Here is a 22,811-nt window from a genome sequence, read left to right as displayed (position 1 = left end):
TACCCGCCCGTACGCGGGCCCGTCCCCTTCGTCCCGCTCCGGGCTCCGCGCGCCGCGCCTCAGGCCGGGGGCAGCAGCGCGACCGGGACCTCTCCGGCGCCGATGCGGGTGGCGAAGGCGTGGACGCCGCCGAGCTGGTCGGGGCCGAAGCGGAAGTCCAGGGTGGTGAAGTAACGCTCCAGCAGGGCGGCGTCGAACGCCTCCCAGCGGGCGGCCTGCTCGGCGACCTTGCCGACCTCCTCCAGGGAGAGGTCGCGGGAGGCGAGGAACGCCTCGTGGACCTGGCGGACCGTGTGCTCCTGCTCGGCGAGGTACTCCTTGCGGGCGGCCCAGACGGCGAAGACGAACGGCAGGCCGGTCCACTCCTTCCACATCTGGCCGAGGTCGTGGACCTGGAGGCCCAGGCGCGGCGCGTCGTGGAGGCTGGCGCGCAGGGCGGCGTCGCCGATGAGGACGGCGGCGTCGGCCTCCTGCATCATCGAGCCGAGGTCGGGCGGGCAGGTGTAGTAGTCCGGGGTGACGCCGTACCGCTCGGCGAGCAGCAGTTCGGCGAGGCGGACCGAGGTGCGGGAGGTCGAGCCGAGGGCGACCCGGCGGCCGTCGAGCTGCTCCAGCGGCAGCTGGGAGACGATCACGCAGGACATGACCGGGCCGTCGCAGCCGACCGCGATGTCCGGCAGGGCGACCAGCCCGTCGGCGTGCTTGAGGAACTCGACCAGGGTGATCGGGCCGATGTCGAGGTCGCCCGCGACGAGCTGCTCGGAGAGCTTCTCCGGGGTGTCCTTGGTCAGCTCCAGGTCGAGCAGGGTCCCGGTGCGGGCGAGGCCCCAGTAGAGGGGGACGCAGTTGAGGAACTGGATGTGGCCGACCCGGGGCCGGCTGGGGGCCTGCCCGGCGGGCGCGTCGCGGTGCGCTCGCGCGCTGGAGTCGGTCGGCAGGTCGTCGGATGCGTCAGCGCGAGAATTGTCCACCTCGTGAGGCTAGCCGCGCGGTGCGCCGGCCGGGCGCCGGGGGCCGCCGAGTGGCCGGTGGGCGGAGCGCCGTGCGAACGCCGGGTGTCCCCTTGTCAACGCCTGACCTGCGGCAATCAAACATCCGGGTGAAGTGATCTTTCCCTCTACCGATGCCGAGCCCTTGCGTGCTAGGCTCGCCGCAAGTTGCAGTTTGGTTTCCCTTGCAGTACAGAGCCTGCGGAGCATGTGACCGCAGGCTCTCGTCATTTTCAGACTTTTGCACTTGTTTTCACACTTGCAGGTTCTGGAGCAGGGCAACCCTTTGGCCCAAGGAGGGCTTATGGCTACCGGAACCGTGAAGTGGTTCAACGCCGAAAAGGGCTTTGGATTCATCGCCCAGGAAGGCGGAGGCCCCGACGTCTTCGTCCACTACTCCGCGATCAACGCCAACGGCTTCCGCTCCCTCGAGGAGAACCAGGCCGTGACCTTCGACGTCACGCAGGGTCCCAAGGGCCCGCAGGCGGAGAACGTCAACCCCCTCTGAGCATCCGCTCAGCAGGTGGTGGCCGACTGATCCGGTCCCGATAGCAGTACCCAAGGAGCCCCGCTCCTCCGCCTCGGCGGAGAAGACGGGGCTCCTGCCTTTTCCTTCCCGGCACCCACGGCCTTCGGGCCCTCACCGCCTCCCGGACCGCCGCCGGCTCACTTCCGGTACAGCGCCTCGATCTCCTCGGCGAAGGCCTGCTCGACGGCCGGGCGCTTGATCTTCAGGGACGGCGTGAGGTGGCCGGCCTCCTCGGTGAGGTCGACCGGGAGCACGGTGAAGCGGCGGATCGACTCGGCACGCGAGACCAGCTTGTTGGCGTCGTCCACGGCCTTCTGGAGTGCCTCCAGCAGCTCCGGGTCACGCGCCAGTTCCGCGGCGGTCAGCGCCTCCTTCCTCCGCATCCTCCGCCAGTGCGCGATGCCCTCCGGCTCCAGGGTGAGCAGCGCCGTGATGTACGGGCGGTCGTCGCCGACGACCATGCACTGGCCGACCAGCGGGTGGGCGCGGAGCCAGTCCTCCAGCGGCGCCGGGGCGACGTTCTTGCCGCCGGTGGTGATGAGGATGTCCTTCTTGCGGCCGGTGATGGTGAGGTAGCCGTCCTCGTCGAGGGCACCGAGGTCACCGGTGGGGAACCAGCCGTCCACGGGGCCGCGGGTGACCTCGCCGGTCTCGGCGTCCCAGTAGCCGCTGAAGACGTGGCCGCCGCCGAGGAGCACCTCGCCGTCGTCGGCGATCCGCACCCGGCCGCCGGGCAGGGGCCAGCCGACCGTGCCGAGGCGCGGTTTGAGCGGCGGGGTGACGACGGCGGCGGCGGTGGTCTCGGTGAGGCCGTACCCCTCGAAGATCTCGATGCCCGCTCCGGCGTAGAAGGCGGCGAGGCGGCGGCCGAGGGGGGAGCCGCCGCAGATGGCGTAGCGGACGCGGCCGCCGAGGGCGGCGCGGACGCGGCGGTAGACCAGCGGGTCGTAGAGCGCGCGGGCGGTGCGCAGACCGAGGCCGGGGCCGGGGCCCGTGCCGTGCTGCTGGGCCTCGGTGGCCTCGCCCCAGGCGCGGGCGATGCGGGCGGCGCGGTCGAAGGAGGAGGCTCGGCCCATCTTCTCGGCGGTGGCGCGGCCGGTGTTGAAGACCTTCTCCAGGACGTAGGGGATGGCGAGGAGGAAGGTCGGGCGGAAGGCGGCGAGGTCGGCGAGGAGGTCCTCGGTCCTGATGCTCGGGGCGTGGCCGAGGCGGACACGGGCGCGCAGGCAGCCGATGGCGACCATGCGGCCGAAGACGTGCGAGAGGGGGAGGAAGAGCAGGGTGGAGGCGGGTTCCCTGGAGACCGACTTGAAGACGGGGTGGAGGAGTTCGACGGCGTTGTCGACCTCGGCGAAGAAGTTGCCGTGGGTCAGGACGCAGCCCTTGGGGCGGCCGGTGGTGCCGGAGGTGTAGATGAGGGTGGCGGTGGTCTGCGGGGTGAGGGCGGTACGGCGCCGGGTGATCTCCTCGTCGGGGATCGCGCCCCCGGCCTCCTTGAGGCGGCCGAGGTCGCCGACCGGGTCCTTGGGGGAGGTGGCGAAGGACCAGAGGTGGGCGAGGTCGGGGAGCCGGTCGCGTTCGGGGCCGAGGGCGGCGGCCTGTTCGGCACTCTCCACGGCGAGCGCCTTGACGCCGGCGTTCTGGAGGATCCAGCGGGTCTGGAAGGCCGAGGAGGTCGGGTAGACGGGGACGGTGACCAGGCCGGCGGCCCAGGCGGCGAAGTCCAGCAGGGTCCACTCGTAGGTGGTGCGGGCCATGATGGCGAGCCGGTCGCCGGGTTCCAGGCCGGTGGCGGCGAGGCCCTTGGCGAGGGCGAGCACCTCGGCGGCGAACTCGGCGGCGGTGAGGTCCTGGAAGCGTCCGTCCTCGTCCTTGCGGGAGAGGACCGCCTCGTCGGGGGCCTCGCGGGCGTTGTCGAAGGGGATGTCGGCGAGCGAGCCGGTGGCGGCGGGCGGCGCGAAGGGCGGGACGGCGGCCTCGCGGACCGCGCCGTCCACCCGGCGCAGCTCCGGTTCGACCAGGCGGGGCCGCCCGTCCTCCCCGGTGGTGCGGGCGAGCGGGACGGCGGGCGGGGTGGTGGGCGCGGACATGAGAGCGGCTCCTCGGCAGGTGGGCTCGGCGGGCGGGCGGCGTCCCGGTCCGGGGGACGGGTGGGCCGGTACCGGTGCGGCCTCGCGGGCGGGCGCGGTCACCGGTGCGTACGAGAGTGGCGCGGACGTCGAGTCGGGCGGAGTCGGCGGGGTGTGCGGTCTCGGGGGTGTACGGCAGAGGGCGGGAAGGCGCGGCGCGGCGTGGGTGGGCGGGTGCGCGCCGCGCCTTCCCTGTCCGGGGGCCCGGTCAGGGGCGTTCCAGGACGGCGGTGACGCCCTGCCCGCCGGCCGCGCAGATGGAGATCAGCCCCCGGCCGGGGCCGCCGCGTTCGGCGAGCAGCTTGGCGAGGGTGGCGACGATGCGGGCGCCGGTCGCGGCGAAGGGGTGGCCGGTGGCCAGCGAGGACCCGGCGACGTTGAGCCGGTCGCGGTCGACGGTGCCGAGGCCCTGCTTCTCCCACGAGGCCAGGGTGGCGAGGACCTGGGAGGCGAACGCCTCGTGGATCTCGACCAGGTCGAAGTCGGCGAGGGTGAGCCCGGCGCGTTCCAGCAGCCGGGGGACGGCGTGGGTGGGGGCCATGAGCAGGCCGTCGGCCTCGGGGACGCAGTCGGTGACGTCGCCGGAGACGAAGTCGACGGCGGCCGTCTCGTACCAGGTGAGGTGGGCGAGCGGGGTCAGGTCGCGGGCCTCGGCCCACTCCTCGCTGCCGAGGAGCACGGTGGCGGCGCCGTCGGTGAGCGGGGTGGAGTTGCCCGCGGTCATGGTGGCGCCGGGGTGGGCGGTGCCGAAGACGGGCCTGAGGGTGGCGAGTTCGGCGGGGGTGGAGCCGGGGCGGAGGTTCTGGTCGCGGGCGAGGCCGCGGAAGGGGACCACGAGGTCGTCGAGGAGGCCGCGTTCGTAGGCGGCGGCCAGCCGCTGGTGGCTGGTGGCGGCCAGTTCGTCCTGGGCCTCGCGGCTGATGCCCCAGGCGCGGGCGGTGACGGCGGCGTGCTCGCCCATGGAGAGGTGGGTACGCGGTTCGGCGTTGCGCGGGACGTCCGGGACGACGTGGCCGGGGCGGACCTTGGCGAGCGCCTTGGCACGGGCCCCGGCGGACTTGGCGCGGCGGGCCTCCAGCAGGATGCGGCGAAGCCGGTCGTTGAGGCCGATCGGGGCGTCGCTGGCGGTGTCGGAGCCGCCCGCGATCGCGGAGTCGGTCTGGCCGAGGGCGATCTTGTTGGCCGCGGCGATGACGGCCTGGAGGCCGGTGCCGCACGCCTGCTGGATGTCGTAGGCGGGGGTGCGCGGGTCGAGCGCGGAGCCGAGGACGGTCTCGCGGGCGAGGTTGAAGTCGCGGCTGTGCTTGAGGACGGCCCCGGCGACGAACTCACCGACGCGCTCGCCGGTCAGTCCGTACCGCTCGACCAGGCCGCCCAGGGCGGCGCTGAGCAGCTGCTGGTTGGAGGCGGTGGCGTACGGGCCGTCGGAGCGGGCGAACGGGATGCGGCTGCCGCCGAGGACGGCGACCGGACGTGTGGCGCGGTGGGGCGGATTCATCTCGACCAGCTCCTGACCCTTGAGTAACCTTACTCAGAAGTAAATTACCGACCTACCCGGGAGTTCGACAATGGCCGACCGCTATCTGCGTTTCACCCACACCGCCCCGGGCCGGTTCGCCACCCGCCGCCTCGGTCTGCCCCAGCCCGCCGAACTGCGCCGCTGGTCGGCCGAACACCCCACCCTCGACGGGCCGTTGCTCCACCTCACCGCCGGGGCATCCCCCCACCGCGACGCGCTGGCGGCGGCGCTCGCCCGCACCGGACTGGACGTCCGCGACAGCGCCGACCGCCCGGCCGCCGTGGTCCTCGACGCCACCGGCGTCCGTGACACCGCCGGGCTCGGCGCGGTGCACGCCGCGCTCCACCCCGTGGTGCGCGGCGTGCGGGACAGCGGCCGGATCGTGGTCCTCGGTGCCGCACCCGACCCCGCCGACCACCACCAGGCCGCCGCCCAGCAGGCGCTGGAGGGGTTCGTCCGCTCACTCGGCAAGGAGACCGGGCGCGGGCGGACCGTGCAGCTGGTCCGGATCGCCGACGTACCCGGCGCCGAGTCCACCCTCCGCTTCCTCCTCTCCCCCAAGTCCGCGTACGTCAGCGGGCAGGTCATCACCACCGGAACGCTCGGCGAGGAGGCCGCGGAGCACGCCCCCGCCGACGGGGAACGGCCGCTCGCCGGACGGACCGCGCTGGTCACCGGGGCCGCCCGGGGCATCGGTGAGGCGGTCGCCGCGACCCTGGCGCGGGACGGGGCGCACGTCGTCGTCCTCGACGTGCCCGCCGCCCAGCACGACCTGGTCGCGGTCGCCGAACGGCTCGGCGGGACCGCCCTGCCGCTCGACATGACCGCCGAGGACGCGGGTGACCGCATCGCCACCGCCCTCCCCGACGGCCTCGACGTCCTCGTCCACAACGCGGGCATCACCCGTGACCGGCGGCTCCAGAACATGCCCGCCGACCGCTGGGCCTCCGTCCTCGACGTCAACCTCGCCTCGGTCCTCACCACCACCGACGCCCTGCTCAAGGCGGGTACCCTCCGCCCCGGCGGCCGCGTCGTCGCCACCGCCTCCATCGCGGGCCTGGCGGGCAACTCCGGGCAGACCAACTACGCCGCCTCCAAGGCCGGGATCGTGGGCCTGGTCCGCTCACTGGGACCGCGCGCCCTCGCCGAACACGGCGTCACCGTCAACGCGGTCGCCCCCGGCTTCATCGAGACGAGGATGACGGCGGCGGTGCCCCTCCTCATCCGCGAGGCGGGCCGCCGCATGAACTCCCTCGCGCAGGGCGGACGCCCCGTGGACGTCGCCGAGACCACCGCCTGGTTCGCGCACCCAGGGTCGGGGGCCGTCAACGGGCAGGTCGTGCGGGTCTGCGGCCAGTCGCTGCTGGGGGCCTGACCATGGCCGACACCCACCTCGCCACCCCGCCCGCCCTGCTGCCGCTGCTCGCCAAGGGCGGCGCCACCTCGCTGTTCAAGCGAGCCTCGGCCGGGGCCACACCACCCACCGGCCGGCTCGTGCTCTCCCGCGCCGAGGTCGACCCGAAGGCCCTCGGCTCGTACGCCGAGCTGTGCGGCTTCGCCGCCGACGGGGTGCCGGACGGGCAGTCGGTGCTGCCCGTCACCTATCCGCACGTGCTCGGGTTCCCGCTCCAGCTACGGCTGATGACCTCCGCCGCCTTCCCGTTCCCGCTGATGGGGCTGGTCCACACCTCGATCACGCTCACCCAGCACCGCGAGCTGCGCGCCGACGACCGGCCCGAACTCGTCGTGCACGTCGAGGGGTTCCGGCCGCACCGGCGCGGAACGGAGGCCGTCCTGGCGACCGAGGCACGGCTCGCCGGCCGTACGGTCTGGTCCTCGCGCTCCACCTACCTGGCGCGGCACCACCCCGGCCCGGACACCCCCACGGGCGGCGACCGGGCGAGCGGGCGGCCCGTGCTGCCCGCCGAGGCCACCTGGCGGCTGCCCGCCTCCCTCGGCCGCCGCTACGCCGCGGTCGCGGGCGACCGCAACCCCATCCACCTCTCGGCCCTCACCGCCAAGCCCTTCGGCTTCCCGCGCGCCATCGCCCACGGCATGTGGACGGCGGCCCGCGCCTTCGCCGCCCACTCCGTCCGGGGCCCGGTCACGGCGAGCGCCACCTTCCACGCCCCCGTGCCGCTGCCCTCGACGGTGGTCTACGCGGCCGCGGGCGCCGACTTCGCCGTCCGCGGCCCCGACCGGCCGGACGGCACGCCCGGCAGGCTCCACGTGACGGGCCGGGCGGAGCCGGCGGCCCCCGCCCCCTGAGTCAGCCGGCCGTCCAGCGCGCGCCCTCCATGAGGTTGCCGAGGCCGGCCCAGGCGAAGTTCATCAGGGTCGCGGCCGCCTCCTTGGCGGTGACCGAGCCGTCGGTGTTGGCCCAGCCCGCCAGCGACTCGGCGGCGCCCACCAGGGCGTGGGCCAGGCCCGCCACCTCGCGGTCGTCCAGCTCGGGGTCGTCGTGGGCCTCCCGGGCGGCGGCCGCGATCAACTGGGTGACGAACGCGACCAGGTCCGCGCGCATCGTGGCGACCTCACGGGCGAAGGGCTCGCCGCTGGTGCGGGCCTGGTTGTGCAGGACGGCCCAGCCGTCGGGGTGCTCGGCGGTGTGCGTGAAGAAGGCGCCGAGGCCCTCCCAGAGCTGGCGGTCCGGCCCGGTCGCCGGGTCCACGCCCTGGCGCACCGCGCGGACCAGCGCGGCCGCCTCGCGGCGGATGCAGGCGGTGAACAGGTCTTCCTTGGAGTTCAGGTACAGGTACACCAAGGGCTTGGAGACGCCCGCCAGTTCGGCGATGCCGTCCATCGAGGCGGCGCGGTAGCCGTGGCGGGCGAAGGTCGTCACCGCGGCGTCCAGCATCTGGCGCTCGCGTACCTCGCGAGGCATCCGCTTGGTGCGCCCCGTCCTCCGACCGGACTTCGTCTCGGCCACGCGGTCCGCCCTCCCTGAGTCACCGGTCCCGTCCAAGGGTACGGGGCCGCGCCCTCGCTCGGGGGCCCCCGGGGCGGGGGGCCGTGCTGGTCGGCTTGCTCCGGCCGGGGCGCGGGTGGGATGCCTCAAGCGCCGGCCGGGCCGGAGTCGGCTTCCGACGGCACGCGCGTACCGGCCATGGGTGGCCCCAGGCGGCGGGGGCGTGGCCGCTGCCCGCGCTCCGGTGTCGGTCACGGGCGGGGAGTGCGGGAGCGGGTCCGCCGGTTCAGGTCGTCAGGTCCCTCGCGCGCAGGCGGGCCAGTCCCAGCACCAGGAGTCCGGCCGCCACCGCCACCAGGACGGCCACCGGCGGCCAGTGCGGGTCGGGGCCGGGGAGTTTCGGTACGTGGGTGAAGGGTGAGAGGTCCATGGCCCGGGCGGGCAGGTCGAGGACGGGGCCCACCCAGCCGATGAGGAGGCAGAGCGTGACCAGGGCCCAGCCGGCGGGGGCGGCCCGGGGGCGGACGGCGTACAGGGTGAAGGCGGCCGCGGCGAGGACCCAGACGGCTGGGAGCTGGACCAGGCAGGCGAGGAGGAGGGCGGGGAGACCGCGGCCGTGGCCGAGGGCGAGGCCGCAGGCCGCGGTGGCCAGCAGGGCGGCGGGACCCGCGAGGGCGGTCAGGAGGTGGCCGGCGGCCCAGCGGAGGCGGCCGACAGGATGGCCGAGGAGGGGTTCGGCCCGGTGGCCGGTCTCCTCGGCGTGCAGGCGCAGCACGGCGGCGACGGCGTAGAGGGCGGCGAGGAGACCGAAGACACCGGTCATCGCGGCGAGGAAGGCGTCCGTGAGCGCCTGTTCGCCGCCGAGGCGGTGCAGGATCTCGCGGGTGGAGGCGTCGTCGCCGAGGAGGGCGGCGGCGCCGTCGGCGAGACTGCCGAAGAGGACGGCGGCGGGCGCGAAGGCGAGCGTCCAGCCGAGCAGGGTGCCGCGTTGGAGTCGCCAGGCGAGCGCGGCGGGCGTGGCGAGGCGGCCCTCGGGAGCACCTGGCCGGGCGGGGAGCAAGCCGGCCCCGAGGTCGCGGCGGGCGGCCAGGGTGTGGGCGAGGCCGGCCAGGGCGAGGGTGGCGGCGGCGTACAGGGCGAGGACCCACCAGCGTTCCCCGGCGAACGGGCGGATGTTCTGCGCCCAGCCGAGCGGGGAGGCCCAGCTCAGCGGGGAGGAGCCGTCGTCGCGGGCGGCGTCGCCCCCGGCGCGCGCGACGAAGGCGGCGCCGAGGACGGCGGCGGCGAGGCCACGGGCGAGTCGGGCGTTCCCGGTGAGCTGGGCGGTGGTGGCGGCGACGGCCGCGAAGAGCAGGCCGGTGGCGCCGAGGGCGAGGCCGTGGGCGAGGGCCCCCCGCAGGCCCTCGCCGGCGAGGGCGGCCGTGGCGACCAGGGCCACGGCGAGGTTGGCGGTCACCGCGGTGAGCAGGGCGGCGGTCAGCGGCGCGCGGCGTCCCACCACGGCGGCGGAGAGCATCTCCTGACGGCCGCTCTCCTCCTCGTCGCGGGTGTGCCGCACGACCAGCAGCAGGCTCAGCACGGCGGTGAGGACGGCGGCGACGACACCGTACCGCCAGACGACCAGCGCGCCGAGGGAGTCGTCGAGGACCGGGCCGTACAGGGCGCGCAGGGAGCTGTTGCCGCTCATGCTCGTGGCGGCCTGGGCACGTTCGGTGGCGGTGGAGTAGAGCGCGGCGAGTCCGGGTGGCCCGGCGGCGAGCAGACCGCCGATGCCGAGCAGCCAGAGCGGGATCAGCAGGCGGTCGCGGCGCAGGGCGAGACGGAGCAGGGTGCCGGTGCCGGTGAGGGGGCCGGTGCCCGCGGCGGTGGGGAGGACGGCGGTGCTCACCTGGCCGCTCCTTCGGGGGCGGCGGGGTGCTGCCCGTCTTCGGCCGGGGCCTGCCGGTAGTGGCGGAGGAAGAGTTCCTCCAGGGTGGGCGGGGTGGCGACGAGGGAGCGGACGCCGGCCGCGGTGAGGGCGCGCAGGACGGCGTCGAGCCCGCCGGGTTCGGCCGCCAGACGCAGCACACGTCCCTCGGCGTGGACGTCGTGGACGCCGGGCATGCGGTCGAGGCCCTCGGGGAGCAGGGCGGGGTCGGCGAGCTCGGCGGTGAGGGCGGTACGGGCGAGGTGGCGCAGGGAGGTGAGGGTGCCGCTCTCCACGGTGCGGCCGTCGCGGATGATCGAGACCCGGTCGCAGAGTGTCTCGACCTCGCTGAGGATGTGCGAGGAGAGCAGCACGGTGCGGCCCCGGTCGCGGGCCTCGCGCACGCAGGACTGGAAGACCGCCTCCATCAGCGGGTCCAGCCCGGAGGTGGGTTCGTCCAGGATCAGCAGCTCGGCGTCGGAGGCGAAGGCGGCGACCAGCGCGACCTTCTGCCGGTTGCCCTTGGAGTACGTGCGGCCCTTCTTGGCCGGGTCGAGCTGGAAACGGTCGAGGAGTTCGGCCCGGCGGGCCGGGTCGAGAGGACCGCGCAGCCGGGCGTAGAGGTCGATGACCTCGCCGCCGGAGAGGCCGGGCCAGAGGGTGACGTCGCCGGGGACGTAGGCGAGGCGGCGGTGGAGGGCGACGGCGTCGCGCCACGGATCGCCGCCGAGCAGGCGGACGGTGCCGCCGTCGGCGCGCAGCAGGCCGAGCAGGACGCGGATGGTGGTGGATTTGCCGGAGCCGTTGGGCCCGAGGAAGCCGTGCACCTCGCCGGTGCCGACCTCCAGGTCCAGTCCGGCGAGGGCGCGGGCGTGCCCGAAGCTCTTCCGCAGCGCCAGGGCGCTGATGGTCGTCGTCATATTTTTTGAACGTACGGTACTTTCACAAACTTGTGAAGAGCGGGAAGCGGATAAAGTCGGCCGTGCCGAGGAGCCGTCGGTCGGGGGCGGGCGGAGCGGCGAACCAGAGAGGGAGGCATCCGTGCCCCAGGCGGACCGGGCGACCGGAGACCCGAACGAGGCGACGCGGGACGGTGGTCCGGCCGCGGCGCCGGACGAGGAGCGGCTCTCGCTCTTCGTCGAGCGGTTCGCGGCCGACATGGTGGAGGCGGGCATGCCCCGGATGGCCGCCCGGGTCTTCGGCGCGCTGCTCTCCTCGCCTGAGGGCGTCCTGACCTCCGCTCAGCTCTCCGAGCAGCTCCGGATCAGCCCGGCCGCCGTCTCCGGCGCCATCGGCTACCTCGTCGGCATCACCCTGGTCCGCCGCGAACGCGAGCCCGGCTCCCGCCGCGACCGCTACCGCCTCCACCCCGACCAGTGGTACGAGGCGCTGACCAGCCGCGACGCCCGGCTGGTCCGCTGGTCGGACACGCTGCGGGACGGGATCGCGATGCTCGGCCCCGGCACCCCGCCGGCCCGCCGGATGGCCGAGACCCTGGAGTTCTTCGACTTCATGCGGCGCGAGATGGAGAGCCTGCTGAGCCGGTGGCGCGCACACCGCGAGGAGGTCTTCGGCCCGGCGGGCCCCCGCCCGACCGACAGCGCCTGACCGCCCCTCACCCCGGCAGCTGTGGCCAAACCCTTACGCAAAGCCGTCCGCGCGTCCCCTACCAGCAGGCATACTCGCCGCCGTGGGCCGCCCGGCCCTCCTCCGGAGTGCCCGGAGCCCCCGCGCCCGCGCGCCCCCCACCCGCGAGGCGGCCCGACCCGCGAGGTGCGTCCTGACAGCGCGACAGACGACGGAGAGTACGGCCGAGGAACCCGCGGGCCCGATACCCGTGCCGGGGAAACGCCCGGCACCCCCTTGGGCCTGGCGCACCGGCGCCGCCCTCACCGCCCTCGCCGCCCTCCAGCAACTCGCCCTCGCCTGCGGCCTCCCGCTCCCCGGCTGGCAGCCCTGGCCCCTGCTCCTGGCGGCCGCGCCCCTGCTCTGGTGGGGCCGCGCCGGACTCCTGTCCGGCCTCGCCGCCCTCCCGGGGCCGCCCCCGGCGCTCCGCGCCCGCCTGGCCGCCGTCCCGCCCGGCGCCCTCGTCGCCGCCGTCCTCGGCCTGGCGGCACTGCTGTGGGCCGCGCTCCAGGACCACGAGCCGTGGATCGGCCACGAGGAGTCGGTCTACGCCAACAAGGCCCGCTCCTGGGCCGAGGGCGGACCGCCCGCCGCGGGCTGGGGCGAGTACCGTCCCCCCGGCCTGCCGCTGCTCGGCACCCTCGCCCTGCGGCTCCACGACGACGTGGGCGCCCTGCGCGCGGTGACCCTGCTGCTCGCCCTCGCCATGCTGGCCACGACCTACCTGGTGGCGGCCCGGTGGACGACGCCGCACCGGGCCGTGCTGACCGTGCTGCTCGTCCTGTGCGGCCTCGGCTTCCTGCGCCGCCTGCCGGAGTTCCTCAACGACATCGGCAGCACCGGCCTGCTCCTGGTCGTGGTCTTCCTGCTGACCCGCGCTCAGGAACGCCCTGGCTCCCGCGCCCTGCTCGCCCTCCCGCCGTTCGTCCTGGCCGCCTTCTACCTGCGGTACGGGGTCGCCGGGAACCTCGCCGCCATCCTGCTGGCGGCACTGCTGGCGTACGGGCCACGCGCCTGGCTGGCCCAGGGGCGGCGGCTGGCGGTGGCCGGGGGCGTGGTCCTCGCCGGCCTCGTGCCGCACTTCGTGCACGCGACGCAGGTCACCGGGTCGCCGCTGGGCCTGGTGTTCTGGGCCACCTCGCAGGCGGAGCGGCAGTTCGTCGGGGACGGGCTCCTGTACTACCTGGCGATCTTCCCGTACCGGCTCGCCGGGGACCTCGGCGGCGTGCTGATGGCGGCCGGACTCGTGGCCGCGTACCCGGCGGTACGGCGGCTGCGGAGGAAGGGCGCGGGAGGCGAGCCGGTGCCGGGGGCGCGGCGCCGGGCCTTCCTCGGGCTCACCTCGGTACTGATCTTCGTCCTGCTCGGGGTGGCCACCGACGGCGAGCCCCGCTTCGTCTACCTGCCGGTCGTCCTGCTGACCGTCCTCGGTGTGCAGGCGCTGGCCGAGGCGGCCGGGGAGCAGCGGCGGCGGCTGCTCGCGGCCGTCGGCGTGCTCGCGCTGCTGACCGCGGCGGGCACGGCGAGGGTGGTGGCACACGGGGCGATGCCCGGACCGACCGGCCAGGCCCGCTCCACCGTCCCGGTCGCCCGTGCCCTCGCCCACGACGGCGATCCCTGCCTGCTGGTCACCGGCTACGAACCCGAGACCGGCTGGTACTCCGGCTGCGACGCCGTGACGTACCGCCAGTACCGGGCCGCCCCGCCTCCGGCCGCTGGCACCCGGGTGGCGTTCATCCGGTACGCGCACGGGCGCCACCAGCCCGGCGACCGGGCGCTGGCGGAGCTGACCCGCGGCCTGGAGCCGACGGTGCGGCGCTTCCCGGCGACCGGGGTGCTGGGCGCGGCCACGGTGGTGACGGTCCGGGCGCGCGGCTGAGCCCCCCGGAACGCGCGGCGCCCCGCCCTCCCGGGGGAAGGCGGGGCGTACGGCGCGCGGGTCAGGCGGTCGCGGGCGCTTCCTTGGCGTCCAGTTCGAAGCTGGTCGCGTTGTCGTACGCCGTGCGGTCGAGGATGTTCTCGCGGGCCGAGACGAGGACCGGGACGAGCGCCTGGCCGGCCACGTTGGTGGCGGTGCGGATCATGTCCAGGATCGGGTCGATGGCGAGCAGCAGTCCGACGCCCTCCATGGGCAGGCCCAGGGTGGAGAGGGTCAGGGTCAGCATGACGGTGGCGCCGGTGAGGCCGGCGGTGGCGGCCGAGCCGACGACCGAGACGAAGGCGATCAGCAGGTAGTCGGTGATGCCGAGCTGGATGTCGAAGATCTGGGCGACGAAGATCGCGGCGATGGCCGGGTAGATCGCGGCGCAGCCGTCCATCTTGGTGGTGGCGCCGAAGGGCACCGCGAAGGAGGTGTACTCCTTCGGCACGCCGAGCCGCTCGGTGACCTTCTGGGTGACCGGCATGGTGCCGACCGAGGACCGGGAGACGAAGGCCAGCTGGATCGCGGGCCAGGCGCCCTTGAAGAACTGGACCGGGTTCAGCTTGGCGACGCTCGACAGCAGCAGCGGGTAGACGCCGAACAGGACGATGGCGCAGCCGATGTAGATGTCGGCGGTGAACGTCGCGTACTTGCCGATCAGGTCCCAGCCGTAGGTGGCGATGGCGCTGCCGATGAGGCCGACCGTGCCGATCGGGGCGAGGCGGATGACCCACCACAGGGCCTTCTGGAGCAGGCTCAGCACCGACTCGCTGAGGGCGAGGATCGGCTGCGCCTTCTCACCGAGCTTGAGCGCGGCGATACCGGCGACGGCGGCCATGAAGACGATCTGGAGCACGTTCAGTTCGGTGAACGGCGTGATGACGTCGGTGGGGATGATCCCGGTGAGGAAGTCGATCCAGGAGCCGGTGTTCTCCGGCTTCGCCCCGTCCTTCGGCGTCAGGCCGGTGCCCGCGCCCGGGTTGGTGACCAGGCCGATGACGAGGCCGATGGCGACCGCGATCAGCGAGGTGATCATGAACCAGAGCAGCGTGCGGGAGGCGAGCCGGGCGGCGTTGTTCACCTTCCGCAGGTTGGTGATGGAGACCAGGATCGCGAAGAAGACCAGCGGGGCCACGGCCAGCTTCAGCAGGCCGATGAAGACGCCGCCGACCTGCTCCAGCGTGGTGACCAGCCAGTCGATCTGCTGGCTGCGGGCGAGCCAGCCGAGGAGCACACCGAGGACGAGGCCGCCCAGGATCTGCGCCCAGAACGGGATCTTCGGTATGCGGAAGCCGGACCGGGGCTGCTCGGCCCCTCTGGCCCGGGCGTCCTCGGGGCTGGACTCGGAGGCGGGGTTCTGCGCGGACACGGACACACTCCGGTGGGATGCGGTGGGGGTGGGGGCGGAAGGGCTGTGCCCGGGGCACGCGCTCCCACGCGGCGTGAAGCGCGTGGGAGCGGACGTACGGGATGACCGTGCGGCCGGGCGTCGTGCGGCGGCGGCCACCTGAGGGCCCGTGGGGGCCTGACCGGGCGGCGGGGCTGAGCGGCGTGACGCGGTCGTGCGTCGGCCCCCGCCGGGGGACTCAGGTGGTGCGACAGGCCGCCGGACGACGACACGCCGCCGAGACGCGGCGGCAGAGGTCGACGTGCAGACGCGCCACGAGCGGAGTGCTCCTGGCCTGGCGGTGCGCGGCTGCGGTCATCATGACGGACACGTTAACACCGGTACTTTGAGAACATCAAAGGACTTCTTTGGTCAGTGGGGAACGCCTCACCCACCCCGGGCACGCGAAAGCCCCGGCGGCGGCCCGAGAGGGCCGGCCTGCCGGGGCCGGGCGCGGCCGCGCCGCGCCTCCGGAGACGGAGGGGTCAGCCGGACTTGGCCGCGGCGGCCGCGTCGACGGCGGCGTCCTCCTGGCTGCGGTTGGCCTCCAGCTTGGCCTTGGTGCGGTCGACCTTGGCCACCACGGTCGCCGAGGCGCGGTCCCGCTCCTTGCGGAGGACGACGAAGCTGATGGGCGCCGAGACCACCATGGCCAGCAGGAGCAGCCACAGGACGTTGGAGCCGCCCACGCCCTTGGGCACGATCCCGAACTGGACCAGCAGTCCGACGACCACGAAGCAGGCGGCGAAGATCCCGAAGCGCTTCAGGGTGTAGCGGAGCATGAGGAATCCACTCTTCCGGTCAACAGGGCCCCACAGGGGCGGGCGCATCCAGTGAAACACGGGGCTCCTCAGGGGCCGCCCCCAGGGGGCCGGTGTCCGGCATTCCTGGCATCCCCCGCCCGGCGCCGCCTCAGAGCGGCAGCAGCATGGTGATGTCGTCGCGGTCGTCACCGGGCGCCACCCTGATCATGCCGGGGACCCGGCCGACCTCCTTGTAGCCGCAGGAGGCGTAGAAGCGGTCGACGCCGGTGCCGCCGCGGCAGGTCAGCCGGATCGCCTCGATGCCGTCGAAGGAGCGCCCGGCCCGCTCGACGGCGGCCATCAGCTCCCGGCCGCACCCCTGCCCCTGGAGGCCGGGGCGGACCATGACCGTGTACGCCCAGATCCAGTGGCGCTGGAGCCGGTGGGTGTTGCGGCCGAGGAAGGCGGTGGCGGCGACCTGGCCGCCTTCGTCGCGGCCGACGACCAGGTGCATCCGGCGGGACTCCAGGGCGACCAGGTGCTTGAGGTAGTCGGGCCGGACGTCCTCGGCGGTGACGGGCGGGACGAAGCCGACGGCGCCACCGGCGTTGGAGACGTCGGTCCACAGGTCGATGATCTCGTCGCGCAGGCGAGGGGTCTGCGGCGGGTCCACCGTGAACGTAAGGGTCATAGGCGGATGCTAGCCATTACCCCCGGAACGGAGCCGGCCCCGTCCGCAGTGCGGACGGGGCCGGCTCCGGGTCGGCCGGGCCGCCTGAGGCTCAGACCCGCATCGGCTGCGGCTCGTCGCGGCGCGCCGCGTCCGGTCCGTCGTACTCGCGGAGGATCTCGTACCGGGTGTTGCGCTCGACGGGCCGGAAGCCGGCGTCGCGGATCAGGTCGAGGAGGTCGTCGCGGGTCAGCTTGTTCGGCGTGCCGTAGTTGTCCGCGTCGTGGGTGATCTTGTACTCGACCACCGAGCCGTCCATGTCGTCGGCACCGTGCTGGAGGGCGAGCTGGGCGGTCTGCACGCCGTGCATCACCCAGAACACCTTGACGTGCGGGACGTTGTCGAACAGCAGCCGGGAGACGGCGAAGGTCTTCAGCGCCTCGGCGCCGGTGGCCATGGTGGTGCGGGCCTGGAGCTTGTTCCGGACCTTCCCGTCCCGCATGTCCACGAAGTCGTGCTGGTAGCGCAGCGGGATGAAGACCTGGAACCCGCCGGTCTCGTCCTGGAGCTCGCGCAGCCGCAGCACGTGGTCCACGCGGTGGCGGGGCTCCTCGATGTGGCCGTAGAGCATCGTCGCCGGGGTCTTCAGCCCCTTCTCGTGGGCGAGGCGGTGGATGCGCGACCAGTCCTCCCAGTGGGTGGCGTGGTCGACGATGTGCCGGCGGACCTCCCAGTCGAAGATCTCCGCGCCGCCGCCGGTCAGCGACTCCAGGCCGGCCTCGATCAGCTCGTCGAGGATCTCGGAGGCGGGCATCCCCGAGATGGTCTCGAAGTGGTGGATCTCGGTGGCGGTGAAGGCCTTCAGGGAGACCTGCGGCAGCGCCTCCTTGAGGGCGGAGAGCGAGCGCGGGTAGTAGCGCCACGGCAGCGAGGGGTGCAGGCCGTTGACGATGTGCAGCTCGGTGAGGTTCTCCCCCTCCATCGCCTTGGCGAGCTTCACCGCCTCCTCGATCCGCATCGTGTACGCGTCCTTCTCACCCGGCTTGCGCTGGAAGGAGCAGTAGGCGCACGAGGCGGTGCACACGTTGGTCATGTTGAGGTGGCGGTTGACGTTGAAGTGGACGACGTCGCCGTTCTTGCGCGTCCGCACCTCGTGGGCGAGGCCGCCGAGCCACGCCAGGTCGTCGCAGTCGTAGAGGGCGATGCCGTCCTCGCGGGTCAGCCGCTCGCCGGCCCGGACCTTCTCCTCCAGCTCACGCTTGAGCCCCGCGTCCATCCGGCTGCCTTCCTCTCGCCTGCGTCCCGGCCCCTCCCCGTCGGCGGAAGGGCCGGACCGAGCCTACGCCCTGGGTCCCGCCGGGCCGAAGCCGCCCGGCGGGGCCGGGCTCACTCCTCCTCGGGCAGTTCCCCGACGCGGTTCTCCCACTTGGTGGAGAGGACCACGGTGGTGCGGGTCCGCGAGACGCCCCGGGTGCCCGACAGGCGGCGGATGGTGCGCTCCAGCCCGTCGACGTTGCCGACCCGGACCTTGAGCATGTACGAGTCGTCGCCCGCGATGAACCAGCAGTCCTCGATCTCGTGCAGGTCACGCAGCCGCTGGGCGACGTCCTCGTGGTCGGCGGCGTCGGAGAGCGAGATGCCGATCAGCGCGGTGACTCCGAGGCCCAGGGCCTCCGCGGCGACGGTGGCTCGGTAGCCGGTGATGACCCCGGCCGCCTCCAGCCGGTTGATGCGGTCCGTGACGCTCGGCCCGGAGAGCCCGACGAGCCGGCCCAGCTCGGCGTAGGAGGCCCGGCCGTTCTCCCGGAGCGCCTGAATGAGCTGCCTGTCCACCGCATCCATACCTGAAGCCTTCCATTGTTTAGCCATATCGCGAAACTATGTATAGAATCTAAGGCGAGCGAGGTCAAGGTCCTGAGAATCTTTCTTCGTCAGAGGGATTCACCATGGACCTCCACCGACCGCTCGATCAGGGGAACGATCAGAGACGATCAACAGGAGTGACCACACCGTGTACACGATCGAGATGGCCTACGCGCACATGCGCTCGCTCCAGGAGCTGGCCAACCGTTCGCGTTCCGACCAGCCCGCAGCCGCCCACAAGGTCGACCGGACCAGGGGCCCGCGGCGCACCACGAAGAAGCGCTGACCGAGCGCACCCCAAGCGCTGACGCCGAAGAGCAGCGCTGACCAGGGCGCCCCCGCGCGTCCACGCACCGTCCCGGCGCGGCACCCGACAGGGTCCGCGCCGGTTGTCGTACGCCCGCCGGGCCGAGGCCCCCGGCCGCCGGGGGCCTCTCACTCCGCGCGCCCCCCGCCCAGCTCCCCCCGCCAGGGGCGGTACAGCCCGTGCTCGACCCCGGCCGCGTCCAGCACCCGCCCGGCGACGAAGTCGACCAGGTCCTGGATGCGGGTGGCGCCCGCGTAGAAGGCCGGGGAGGCGGGCAGCACGACCGCGCCGGCCTCGTCGAGCGCCACCATCTGCTGGAGGGTGGCGCGGCTGAGCGGGGTCTCCCGCACCGTCACCACCAGCGGCCTGCGCTCCTTGAGCGTGACGCTCGCCGTCCGCTGGAGCAGGTCCTTGGAGAGCCCCAGCGCGATCCCCGCCACGCTCGCGGTGGAGGCCGGCACCACCAGCATCCCGCGCGCCGGGTACGACCCCGAGGACGGCCCGGCCGCGAGGTCCCCGGCCGGCCAGTACCGCACCCGCTCCCCCGCCACCGCCTCGGCCACCGCGAAGGTGTGCGGCTTGCCGTCGGCACCCCGGGCGAGCCAGGCCGCGAGGTCCTCGCGCCAGTGGGCATCGCGGAAGGAGGCGCCCGTCTCGTCCAGCAGGGTCAGCCGCGCGGCCCGGCTGACGATCAGGTCGACGTCCTCGCCCGCCGCCAGCAGGCCGCGCAGCACGGCCGCGGCGAACGGGGTGCCCGAAGCACCCGAGACGCCGACGATCCAGGGGCGGCGCCGGTCGGCGGTCATGGGGACGCCCTTCCTCTCGGGTGCGGGTGGCTCTCGTGTACGGGTGGCGGCGTGGGCTCAGCCGAGGCTCAGCCCGCGGACCAGCAGGTCGGCGAAGGCGAAGACGAAGAGGCTGATGCCGATGAAGCCGTTGGTGGTGAAGAAGGCCCGGTTGAGGCGGGACAGGTCGTGCGGCCGCACGATCGCGTGCTCGTAGACGAAGGCGGCGGCGACCACCGCGAGCCCCGTCCAGAACAGCACGCCCGCGTCGGTGAGCAGCCCGTACCAGACGAAGAGGCCGGTCACCACGGCGTGGCTGACGCGGGCGCCCCACAGGGCGGCGGGGATGCCGAAGCGGGCCGGGACCGACTTGACGCCGTGGGCGCGGTCGGCCGCCACGTCCTGACAGGCGAAGATCAGGTCGAAGCCGCCGATCCAGACGCCGACCGCCAGCCCCAGCACCACCGCCTCCCAGGACCAGGCGCCGGTGACGGCGAGCCAGGCCCCCACCGGGCCCATCGCCTGCGCGAGCCCGAGGATGGCGTGCGGGTAGTCGGTGAACCGCTTGCCGTACGGGTAGACCACCATCGGCACGACGGCGACCGGGGCCAGCGCCAGGCAGAGCGGGTTGAGCGCGGCGGCCGCCGCCAGGAAGACGGCGAGGGCGACCAGGGCGCCGGTCCAGGCGGAGCGGACCGAGACGGCGCCGGTGACCAGTTCGCGGGTGGCGGTGCGCGGGTTCCGGGCGTCGATCTCGCGGTCGATGATCCGGTTGGCGGCCATCGCGAAGGTGCGCAGGCCCACCATGGCGATCGTGACGAGCAGCAGGTCGAGCCAGTGGACCCGGCCGTCCAGCAGGAAGCCGGCGGTGAAGGCGGCGATGTAGGCGAAGGGCAGCGCGAAGACCGAGTGCTCGATCATCACCAGCCTCAGGAAGCTCCTGACCTTCCCCGACGGCACGGGCTCGGGGCCGACCGCCTCGGACGCGGCGGAGGCGCTCACAGCCCGTACTCCTTCCACCGCTTGTCCACGAGCGCGGCGGTGCCGGGGTCGGAGACGACCATCTCCGGCCAGCCGCCGTCACGGGTGTACCCCTCCTCGGGGAGCTTCCGCGTCGCGTCGATCCCGGCCTTGCCGCCCCAGAACTGCTGGTAGGAGGAGTGGTCGAGGTGGTCGACGGGGCCCTCCACGACGGTCAGGTCGCGGGCGTAGTCGGTGTTGCCCAGCGCCCGCCAGGCGACCTCGTGCAGGTCGTGCACGTCGCAGTCGGCGTCGACCACGATGATCAGCTTGGTCAGCGACATCATGTGCGCGCCCCAGATGGCGTGCATGACCTTCTGCGCGTGCTTCGGGTACTTCTTGTCGATCGAGACGATCGCGCAGTTGTGGAAGCCGCCCGCCTCGGGCAGGTGGTAGTCCACGATGTCCGGGATGATGATCTTCAGCAGCGGCAGGAAGAACCGCTCGGTGGCGCGGCCCAGCGGCCCGTCCTCGGTCGGCGGCCGGCCCACCACGATCGACTGGAGCAGCGGACGGCGGCGCATCGTCACGCAGTCGATGGTCAGCGCGGGGAACGGCTCCTGCGGCGTGTAGAAGCCGGTGTGGTCGCCGAACGGCCCCTCCGGCAGCATCTCGCCCGGCTCCAGCCAGCCCTCCAGGACCACCTCGGCCTGGGCCGGGACCTGGAGCGGCACCGTCTTGCAGTCGACCATCTCGACCCGCTTGCCCTGGAGGAACCCGGCGAACAGGTACTCGTCCATGTCGCCGGGGAGCGGCGCGGTGGAGGCGTAGGTGACGGCGGGCGGGCAGCCGAAGGCGATGGCGACCGGCAGCCGCTCCCCGCGCTTGGCGGCGAGCTGGTAGTGGTTGTGGCTGTTCTTGTGGATCTGCCAGTGCATGCCGATGGTGCGCTTGTCGTGGCGCTGGAGGCGGTAGAGCCCGAGGTTGCGCATGCCGTTCTCGGGGCTCTTGGTGTGGGTCAGGCCCAGGTTGAAGAAGGAGCCGCCGTCCTCCGGCCAGGTGAACAGGGCCGGCAGCCGCTCCAGGTCGACCTGGTCGCCCTGGAGCACCACCTCCTGGACGGGCGCGTCCTTGACCTTCTTCGGCGGGATGTGCGCCACCGACCCGAGCTTGCCGAGGGCGTCGCGCATCCCCATGAAGCCCTGCGGCAGCTCCGGCTTGAGCAGCGAGCCGATCTTCTCGGTGATCTGGTCGTACGAGGTGAGCCCGAGCGACTTCAGCAGCCGCCGGTCGGTGCCGAAGACGTTCATCGCCAGCGGCATGTCGGAGCCCTTGACGTTCTCGAAGAGCAGCGCCGGTCCGCCGGCCTTGTTGACGCGGTCGACGATCTCCCCGATCTCCAGGTGCGGATCGACTTCGGCCTTGATGCGCTTGAGGTCGCCATCGCGCTCCAGCGCGCGGAGCAGCGAGCGAAGATCGTCGTAAGCCATGCCGTCCAGTATCCGGCACCGGCTAACCTTGGCCGGTAACGGGGCCCTGATCGGGTCTCCTACCGCCACACACAGGGGGACGCCTCATGCTCCGGGTGCTGATGATCCTTGTGCCTCTGGCACTGAGCATCTACGCGTTCATCGACTGCATCACCACCGACGAGAAGGACATCCGGCACATCCCGAAGCCCCTGTGGGCCATCCTCGTGCTGCTCTTCCCCCTGGTGGGCTCCGTCTCCTGGCTGATCGTCGGCAAGGACCGCGCCGCGGCGGGCCCCGGGCCGCTGGCCGGGCGCCGCTCGGGCGGCGGCTGGGTCGCCCCGGACGACAACCCGGACTTCCTCAAGTCGCTGAACGACGACACGAAGGACTCCGGCGCGGCCCCGGACGACGCCGCCTTCCGTGAGGGCTGGGAGGCCGACCTGCGCCGCCGCGAGGAGGAGCTGAAGCGCCGCGAGGGCAAGGGCGAGCAGCAGCCGAAGGACCCGGACGAGGAGAAGTAGGCACCGTCCGCGGCAGGCGTACGGCGGCCCCCGGACGCCGGGCGGTTCAGCCGGCCGCGTAGGCGTCGCGCAGGTGCCGCCAGCGGTCCAGGGTCCAGGTGGACCGGTCGGGGGCGCGGCCGTCGAGGGCCTCCAGGAGGTACTCGAAGTGCTGGTGCCACCCGGCCAGGGCGTCCAGCCGCATGGCGGCGCCGCCCTTGAACTCGTTGGTGAAGCGCAGGGTGGTGCTCTCGGGGCCCGCCGGTTCGAGGTGGAAGCGGACCCGGCCGTGGTACGGGGCGACGGTGTACTCGGCGACCCGCCACACGTCCCAGGCGGTGATGTGTCCGGTGACCACGGCGGCGTCCTGCTCCGGGCCGCACCCCGTCAGGCAGCGCAGGGTGACCGCACCGCCGAGACGCGGCTCCAGCACCTCGGCGGCGGCCAGCCATCCCGGCAGCCCCTCCGGCGTGGCGACCGCCTGCCAGACGTGGTCCACGGGGTGCGGGAGGGTCAGCAGGAAGCGGAGCGTCTGGTAGTGCCCCCAGGCGTGGCCCGCGCCGGGGCGGACGGTGCTGTCGGTCATGGCTCAAGGAT

Annotated in this window: 22 protein-coding genes; 7 read left to right on the top strand and 15 right to left on the bottom strand. The window is 73.7% G+C overall.

The window, feature by feature from the left end; translation table 11 throughout:
- Positions 1-59: 59 nt before the first annotated feature.
- A complete protein-coding gene (locus Sdia_RS07555; RefSeq protein WP_370464546.1) occupies positions 60-938 on the bottom strand; it encodes a menaquinone biosynthetic enzyme MqnA/MqnD family protein in 879 nt (292 codons plus the stop codon).
- Positions 939-1,293: 355 nt separating this feature from the next.
- Here Sdia_RS07555 and Sdia_RS07550 point away from each other — a divergent pair, with 355 nt between their 5' ends.
- Positions 1,294-1,497 (top strand): cold-shock protein, encoded by a 204-nt coding sequence (locus Sdia_RS07550; protein ID WP_100452145.1) that lies wholly within the window; start codon positions 1,294-1,296, stop codon positions 1,495-1,497.
- Positions 1,498-1,655: 158 nt separating this feature from the next.
- Here Sdia_RS07550 and Sdia_RS07545 read toward each other — a convergent pair whose 3' ends face one another.
- Entirely contained in the window at positions 1,656-3,608 is a 1,953-nt protein-coding gene (locus tag Sdia_RS07545) for an AMP-dependent synthetase/ligase (protein WP_189500169.1), read from the bottom strand.
- Between the two features lie 247 nt (positions 3,609-3,855).
- A complete protein-coding gene (locus tag Sdia_RS07540; protein ID WP_124287298.1) occupies positions 3,856-5,145 on the bottom strand; it encodes an acetyl-CoA C-acetyltransferase in 1,290 nt (429 codons plus the stop codon).
- Between the two features lie 70 nt (positions 5,146-5,215).
- On the opposite strand from Sdia_RS07540, the gene Sdia_RS07535 reads away from it, so the two are divergent.
- Both Sdia_RS07535 and Sdia_RS07530 read left to right on the top strand, forming a co-directional pair.
- Positions 5,216-6,541 (top strand): 3-oxoacyl-ACP reductase, encoded by a 1,326-nt coding sequence (locus Sdia_RS07535; protein ID WP_100452142.1) that lies wholly within the window; start codon positions 5,216-5,218, stop codon positions 6,539-6,541.
- Positions 6,542-6,543: 2 nt separating this feature from the next.
- Positions 6,544-7,434 carry a MaoC/PaaZ C-terminal domain-containing protein gene (locus Sdia_RS07530; RefSeq protein ID WP_115068756.1) on the top strand — a complete coding sequence of 297 codons (891 nt, stop codon included), beginning with the start codon at positions 6,544-6,546 and terminating at the stop codon, positions 7,432-7,434.
- Position 7,435: 1 nt separating this feature from the next.
- Here Sdia_RS07530 and Sdia_RS07525 read toward each other — a convergent pair whose 3' ends face one another.
- The 3 genes from Sdia_RS07525 to Sdia_RS07515 form a co-directional block, all read right to left on the bottom strand.
- Complete coding sequence (locus Sdia_RS07525; protein WP_100452140.1) at positions 7,436-8,050, bottom strand: TetR/AcrR family transcriptional regulator; 615 nt, start codon at positions 8,048-8,050, stop codon at positions 7,436-7,438.
- A 310-nt stretch (positions 8,051-8,360) separates the two neighbouring features.
- Positions 8,361-9,962 (bottom strand): ABC transporter permease, encoded by a 1,602-nt coding sequence (locus tag Sdia_RS07520; RefSeq protein WP_189500170.1) that lies wholly within the window; start codon positions 9,960-9,962, stop codon positions 8,361-8,363.
- Positions 9,959-10,900: an ABC transporter ATP-binding protein gene (locus tag Sdia_RS07515; RefSeq protein ID WP_115068758.1), complete on the bottom strand. Its 942-nt coding sequence runs from the start codon at positions 10,898-10,900 to the stop codon at positions 9,959-9,961. The genes Sdia_RS07520 and Sdia_RS07515 overlap by 4 nt, the downstream gene beginning before the upstream one ends.
- Positions 10,901-11,021: 121 nt before the next feature.
- Here Sdia_RS07515 and Sdia_RS07510 point away from each other — a divergent pair, with 121 nt between their 5' ends.
- Both Sdia_RS07510 and Sdia_RS07505 read left to right on the top strand, forming a co-directional pair.
- On the top strand, positions 11,022-11,588 hold the full coding sequence (locus tag Sdia_RS07510; protein WP_164378111.1) for a GbsR/MarR family transcriptional regulator: 567 nt from the start codon (positions 11,022-11,024) through the stop codon (positions 11,586-11,588).
- Positions 11,589-11,817: 229 nt separating this feature from the next.
- Positions 11,818-13,485 carry a glycosyltransferase family 39 protein gene (locus Sdia_RS07505; protein ID WP_229831071.1) on the top strand — a complete coding sequence of 556 codons (1,668 nt, stop codon included), beginning with the start codon at positions 11,818-11,820 and terminating at the stop codon, positions 13,483-13,485.
- A gap of 61 nt (positions 13,486-13,546) precedes the next feature.
- On the opposite strand, the gene Sdia_RS07500 is transcribed toward Sdia_RS07505, so the two are convergent.
- From Sdia_RS07500 to Sdia_RS07480, 5 genes are all read right to left on the bottom strand, one after another.
- Entirely contained in the window at positions 13,547-14,896 is a 1,350-nt protein-coding gene (locus tag Sdia_RS07500) for a dicarboxylate/amino acid:cation symporter (RefSeq protein WP_115068759.1), read from the bottom strand.
- Positions 14,897-15,399: 503 nt separating this feature from the next.
- Positions 15,400-15,696 carry a DUF4229 domain-containing protein gene (locus tag Sdia_RS07495; RefSeq protein WP_100452135.1) on the bottom strand — a complete coding sequence of 99 codons (297 nt, stop codon included), beginning with the start codon at positions 15,694-15,696 and terminating at the stop codon, positions 15,400-15,402.
- Between the two features lie 130 nt (positions 15,697-15,826).
- Complete coding sequence (locus tag Sdia_RS07490) at positions 15,827-16,348, bottom strand: GNAT family N-acetyltransferase (RefSeq protein WP_115068760.1); 522 nt, start codon at positions 16,346-16,348, stop codon at positions 15,827-15,829.
- Between the two features lie 91 nt (positions 16,349-16,439).
- A complete protein-coding gene (mqnE, locus tag Sdia_RS07485; protein WP_115068761.1) occupies positions 16,440-17,603 on the bottom strand; it encodes an aminofutalosine synthase MqnE in 1,164 nt (387 codons plus the stop codon).
- 110 nt (positions 17,604-17,713) lie between these two features.
- Positions 17,714-18,169 carry an Lrp/AsnC family transcriptional regulator gene (locus tag Sdia_RS07480; protein ID WP_100452132.1) on the bottom strand — a complete coding sequence of 152 codons (456 nt, stop codon included), beginning with the start codon at positions 18,167-18,169 and terminating at the stop codon, positions 17,714-17,716.
- 169 nt (positions 18,170-18,338) lie between these two features.
- Between Sdia_RS07480 and Sdia_RS07475 the strand changes: the two genes are divergently transcribed.
- Positions 18,339-18,476, top strand: a complete 138-nt coding sequence (locus tag Sdia_RS07475; protein ID WP_003948798.1) for a hypothetical protein — start codon at positions 18,339-18,341, stop codon at positions 18,474-18,476.
- A gap of 149 nt (positions 18,477-18,625) precedes the next feature.
- Here Sdia_RS07475 and Sdia_RS07470 read toward each other — a convergent pair whose 3' ends face one another.
- From Sdia_RS07470 to Sdia_RS07460, 3 genes are read right to left on the bottom strand one after another with little or no spacing between them, the layout of a single operon-like run.
- A complete protein-coding gene (locus Sdia_RS07470; RefSeq protein ID WP_189500171.1) occupies positions 18,626-19,303 on the bottom strand; it encodes a UbiX family flavin prenyltransferase in 678 nt (225 codons plus the stop codon).
- A 57-nt stretch (positions 19,304-19,360) separates the two neighbouring features.
- The gene (gene mqnP, locus Sdia_RS07465; protein WP_100452130.1) at positions 19,361-20,284 is read right to left on the bottom strand and encodes a menaquinone biosynthesis prenyltransferase MqnP; all 924 of its coding nucleotides are present in this window, start codon (positions 20,282-20,284) and stop codon (positions 19,361-19,363) included.
- Positions 20,281-21,732 (bottom strand): menaquinone biosynthesis decarboxylase, encoded by a 1,452-nt coding sequence (locus Sdia_RS07460; RefSeq protein ID WP_100452129.1) that lies wholly within the window; start codon positions 21,730-21,732, stop codon positions 20,281-20,283. The genes mqnP and Sdia_RS07460 overlap by 4 nt, the downstream gene beginning before the upstream one ends.
- An 86-nt stretch (positions 21,733-21,818) precedes the next feature.
- Here Sdia_RS07460 and Sdia_RS07455 point away from each other — a divergent pair, with 86 nt between their 5' ends.
- A complete protein-coding gene (locus Sdia_RS07455; protein WP_100452128.1) occupies positions 21,819-22,235 on the top strand; it encodes a PLD nuclease N-terminal domain-containing protein in 417 nt (138 codons plus the stop codon).
- A 46-nt stretch (positions 22,236-22,281) separates the two neighbouring features.
- Here the strand turns inward: Sdia_RS07455 and Sdia_RS07450 are convergent, their stop codons facing one another.
- Positions 22,282-22,800: an SRPBCC domain-containing protein gene (locus Sdia_RS07450; protein WP_100452127.1), complete on the bottom strand. Its 519-nt coding sequence runs from the start codon at positions 22,798-22,800 to the stop codon at positions 22,282-22,284.
- Positions 22,801-22,811: the final 11 nt, after the last annotated feature.

The organism is Streptomyces diastaticus subsp. diastaticus (assembly GCF_011170125.1).
In the GTDB taxonomy this organism is placed as follows: domain Bacteria; phylum Actinomycetota; class Actinomycetes; order Streptomycetales; family Streptomycetaceae; genus Streptomyces; species Streptomyces diastaticus.
The sequence above is the reverse complement of the archived record's forward strand: the minus strand, read 5'-3'. Positions and strand labels throughout refer to the sequence as shown.